The sequence below is a fragment of the Streptomyces calidiresistens genome, assembly GCF_014141525.1.
GTDB lineage: Bacteria > Actinomycetota > Actinomycetes > Streptomycetales > Streptomycetaceae > Streptomyces > Streptomyces calidiresistens.
On record NZ_VKHS01000454.1, the window covers coordinates 1 to 4568 of the forward strand.

At 75.5% G+C, this 4568-nt stretch carries 4 protein-coding genes and 1 pseudogene; all 5 read left to right on the forward strand.

What is annotated here, in order from left to right; all coding sequences use genetic code 11:
• A partial coding sequence (locus tag FOE67_RS28695; RefSeq protein WP_194444390.1) for a segregation/condensation protein A occupies positions 1–301 on the forward strand: 301 nt, incomplete at its 5' end.
• Positions 302–549: 248 nt separating this feature from the next.
• Positions 550–1134: pseudogene (gene scpB / locus FOE67_RS17430) on the forward strand (SMC-Scp complex subunit ScpB); the annotation flags it as partial.
• 248 nt (positions 1135–1382) lie between these two features.
• On the forward strand, positions 1383–2408 hold the full coding sequence (locus FOE67_RS17435) for a pseudouridine synthase (protein ID WP_182665343.1): 1026 nt from the start codon (positions 1383–1385) through the stop codon (positions 2406–2408).
• Between the two features lie 82 nt (positions 2409–2490).
• Positions 2491–3576, forward strand: a complete 1086-nt coding sequence (locus tag FOE67_RS17440) for a prephenate dehydrogenase (RefSeq protein WP_182665345.1) — start codon at positions 2491–2493, stop codon at positions 3574–3576.
• Between the two features lie 254 nt (positions 3577–3830).
• Positions 3831–4529: a (d)CMP kinase gene (gene cmk, locus FOE67_RS17445; protein ID WP_323384994.1), complete on the forward strand. Its 699-nt coding sequence runs from the start codon at positions 3831–3833 to the stop codon at positions 4527–4529.
• The last annotated feature ends 39 nt before the right edge of the window (positions 4530–4568 follow it).

The following is a 4568-nucleotide window of genomic DNA, read 5'->3' on the forward strand; positions in this document are numbered from 1 at the left end:
GGTGAGCGATCCGATGAGCGGATTCTTCGCGATCCGGCGGGAGATCGTCACCGCCGAGGCGCTCAAGCCGCTCGGCTACAAGATCCTGCTGGAGCTGGCGGTGCGCTGCCGGCCGCGCACGGTCGCCCGATTCCTCGCCCTCCTCGAGCTGTACCGGGACCGCGTGGTCGCCCTGGACCAGGACGAGGCACTGGGCCCCCTCACCGTGCGGTGGACCGGCCACGAACGCGAGCCGACCGTGAGCGACGAGTTCGACCGCCCGGTCGCGCCGCCCGAGCCGGGAGCGACCGGTGCCGACTGATCCCCCACCCGAAGCCCTCGATCCATCCGAACCCCTCGATCCCCCGACACCTTCGGGTGCTTCGGGTTCTTCGAGTTCTTCGGGGTTGTCGTTCCCTTCCGCGCGCCGACCACCCCGGCACCCCTTCGGCATCCACCCGTGAGGTTCCCGTGGCACCTGCAACCTTTCCCCCCGTCCCCGACGGTTCCGGCGTTCCCGAACACCCGGGGGAGCCGTCCGCCCCCTCACCGGCCCCGGGCGACCTCGAACTGCGTCCCGCCCTGGAGGCGGTGCTCATGGTGGTCGACGAACCCGCCTCCGCCCAGCAGCTCGCGGCCGTCCTCGAACGCCCCCGACGCGTCGTGGTCGGCGCGCTCCGCGAACTCGCGGCCGAGTACGACCGCCAGGGCCGCGGCTTCGAACTGCGGGAGGTGGCCGGCGGCTGGCGGTTCTACACCCGGCCCGGCTACGACAGCGCGGTGGAGCGCTTCGTCCTCGGCGGCCGGACGGCCCGCCTCACCCGGGCCGCGCTGGAGACACTCGCCGTGATCGCCTACCGACAGCCGGTCAGTCGCTCCCGGGTCTCCGCCGTGCGCGGGGTCAACTGCGACGGGGTGATGCGGACCCTCCTGCAACGCGGTCTGGTCGAGGAGGCGGGCACCGAACCCGAAACAGGTGCGATCCTGTACCGGACGACGCACTACTTCCTGGAACGCATGGGCATGCGGGACCTGGACGAGTTGCCGCCGCTCGCGCCCCTCCTGCCGGAGGTGGACGCGGTCGAGGGCGAGAGCCCGGAGGCGGTCGCGTCGCCCCCCGACCCCGACATCGACATCGTTTCCGGAGCCGGTACCGGGCACCGCCCCGGAACCGGAACCGACGCCCCCCGGCCCACCGGCCGGGGCGCGGACGAGCGGGATCCCGGGATCGGGGGCGAGTACGAGACCGACACCGTCGGGACGGACACCCCGGACGGTGGGGGAGCGGACGGCGACCCCGGGACCACGGACCCGGCGGGGCCGCCGGTCGCGCCCCCACCGTCCGGTACCGGTCCCGGCGGTCCGAGGCCCCACGGGGGCCCACACGAGACGACGGATGACTGATGCGCAGCAACGACCGGAACGGTGATCGGAACAAGCGGGGCTCGGGGGGTGCCGGCCGCAACCAACCCCGGGGCGGCCGACCCCGCCCGGAGGAGCGGCGGCACCCCCGCACCGGAGCCGGCACCGGCTCCGGCGGTGGGGGCGGTGGACGCGGTGCCGGCGGCTCGGGAGGACGCTCCGGCGGCGCGGCGGGTCGGCGGGGCGGGGACCGTCCGGCACGTCCCCGCGAGTACGAGGCCCGCATCGAGGAGCGCAACCGCGAGCGGTACGCCGGGCGCCCCGCCGCGCCCCGTGCCGCCGACGCCGAGGGCGAGCGTCTCCAGAAGGTCCTCGCCCGCGCCGGCATGGGCTCCCGCCGGGCCTGCGAGGAACTGATCGACCAGGGCCGGGTGGAGGTCAACGGCCGCGTCGTGGTGGAGCAGGGCGTGCGGGTGGACCCCGACCGCGACGAGATCAAGGTGGACGGCCTGACCGTGACCGGCCAGGCCCACCTGTTCTTCGCGCTGAACAAGCCCGCCGGCGTGGTCTCCTCGATGGACGACCCCGAGGGCCGGCAGTGCCTGGGCGACTACGTGCAGAACCGGGAGACCCGGCTCTTCCACGTCGGTCGGCTGGACACCGAGACCGAGGGGCTGATCCTACTCACCAACCACGGCGAGCTGGCCCACCGGCTGACCCACCCCCGCTACGGCGTGGTGAAGACCTACCTGGCGGCCATCGAGGGCCCGCTCCCCCGGGACCTCGGCCGTCGGTTGAAGGAGGGCGTGCGGCTGGAGGACGGCTTCGCCCGCGCGGACAGCTTCCGCGTGGTGGAGAACCACGGCCGCAACTACCTCGTGGAGGTGGCGCTGCACGAGGGGCGCAAGCACATCGTGCGCCGCATGCTCGCGGAGGCGGGCTTCCCGGTGGACCGGCTGGTGCGCACCCGCTTCGGTCCGATCGCCCTCGGCGACCAGAAGTCCGGCTGGCTGCGCCGGCTCACCAACACCGAGGTCGGACAGCTGATGCGCGAGGTCGGCCTCTGAGCCGGCGTCCCGCCGGTTCGCCGGGGGCGCCCCGGGGCGGCGGGAGGTGCCCGCCGCCCCGCCGGCCCACTACCCTGTGACGATGCGAACCGCCCTCGTGATCGGCACCGGGCTGATCGGCACCTCGGTCGCCCTCGCGCTCTCCGCCCGGGGGGTGCGGGTGCACCTGCAGGACACCGACCCCGACCGTCCGCGCACCGCCGCGGCGCTCGGGGCGGGTACCGACGAGCCGCCCGACGGCCCGGTGGACCTGGCGGTGGTCGCGGTGCCCCCCGCCCACATCGCCCCCACCGTGCTCCGCCTCCAGCGGGAGGGCGGGGCCCGCGCCTGTCTGGACGTGGGCAGCGTCAAGGAGCGCCCCCGCCGCGAACTGGTCGAACTGGGCGGCGACCTGTCCCGCTACCTGGGCAGCCACCCGATGGCTGGCCGGGAGCGTTCCGGGCCGCTCGCCGCCGACGAGGCCCTCTTCGAGGGACGGCCCTGGGTGCTGACCCCCACCCCGGGGACGGACACCGAGGTGCTCAACCTCGCGCTGGAACTGGTCTCCGCGTGCCGGGCGGTGCCGGTGGTGATGGAGGCCGACGCGCACGACCGGGCGGTCGCCCTGGTCTCCCACACCCCCCAGTTGCTCTCCAGCCTGGTCGCCGCCCGCCTCGAGGACGCCGACGACGCCGCGGTGCGGCTGTGCGGTCAGGGCATCCGGGACGTCACCCGGATCGCCGCCTCCGAACCCCGGATGTGGCTCGAGATCCTGTCGGCCAACCCGGGGCCGGTCGCCGACGTGCTCGAAGCCCTCGCCGCCGACCTCGACGGGACGGTCCGCGCCCTGCGGGCCATGGAGTCGGCGGACGACGCCAAGCGCGTCGCGGGCTCCGCCGGGATCGAGAACGTGCTGCGCCGCGGCAACGCCGGTCGGGAGCGGGTGCCCGGCAAGCACGGTGCCGCCCCCGCCGAGTACGAGACGGTGGCCGTGCTGATCTCCGACACCCCGGGGGAGTTGGCCCGCATCTTCGCCGACGCCGGTCGGGCCGGGGTCAACATCGAGGACGTCCGCATCGAGCACGCCACCGGCCGGCAGGCCGGCCTGGTGCAGCTCATGGTGGATCCGGTCGCCGCCCCCGTCCTGTCGGCGGCCCTGCGGGAGCGGGGCTGGTCCATCCGGCACTGATCCGGCCGCGACACCGGGGGCGCGGGGGGCGCCGGCGGAGCCGATAGGCTTGGCCGGGGTGTCGGCGCGTCGCCGGCCCGGTGCGCCGGGCGCCCACCGCCCGCGCGTTCCGCGTCCCGTCCGGGTCGGCCTCCGCCGTCCCGGTGGCCGATCGCGGCCGACCACCATCCCCGACGGACCTCCGTCGGGGCAGCCGAGACCGACCGGGCCCCCGGGGGTCCACCGAACAGTCGCCGAGAGAGGTGCGCACCACCGTGTCTGCTCCCACCCCCGTTGTCGTCGCCATCGACGGGCCCTCCGGCACGGGCAAGTCCAGCACCTCCAAGGGGGTCGCGGCCCGGCTGGGCATGGCCTACCTCGACACCGGCGCCCAGTACCGCGCCATCACCTGGTGGATGCTCCGGCAGGGCATCGACCCGGCCGACACCGCCGCGGTGGCCGCCGCCGCGGAGAAGCCGGAGATCGTCTCCGGCACCGACCCGCTGGCCCCGACCATCACCGTGGACGGCACCGATGTCTCCGCCCCCATCCGCGGCGCCGAGGTCACCGGGGCGGTCAGCGCGGTGAGCGCCGTTCCGGAGATCCGCGCCCGCATCACCGGGCTGCAGCGGTCGATCGCCGAAGGGGCGGCGGCCTCGGGGCCCGGCATCGTCGTCGAGGGGCGGGACATCGGCACCACCGTGCTGCCGGACGCGGACCTGAAGATCTTCCTGACCGCCGCCCCGGAGGTGCGGGCGGCCCGCCGCAGCGGTGAGCTCGGCGGCCCGCAGGACGCCGCCCGACTGGCCGCCACCCGTGCCGACCTGGTGCGCCGCGACACCGCCGACTCCTCCCGGACCGCGTCGCCGCTGGCCCGTGCCGGCGACGCGGTGGAACTGGACACCGGTGACCTGACCCTGGAGCAGGTCGTGGAGCGGGTGGTCGCGATGATCGAGGAGCGGCGATCCGCGTGACCCCGCACCCCTCCGGGCGCGCCGCGGCGCCCCGCCGCC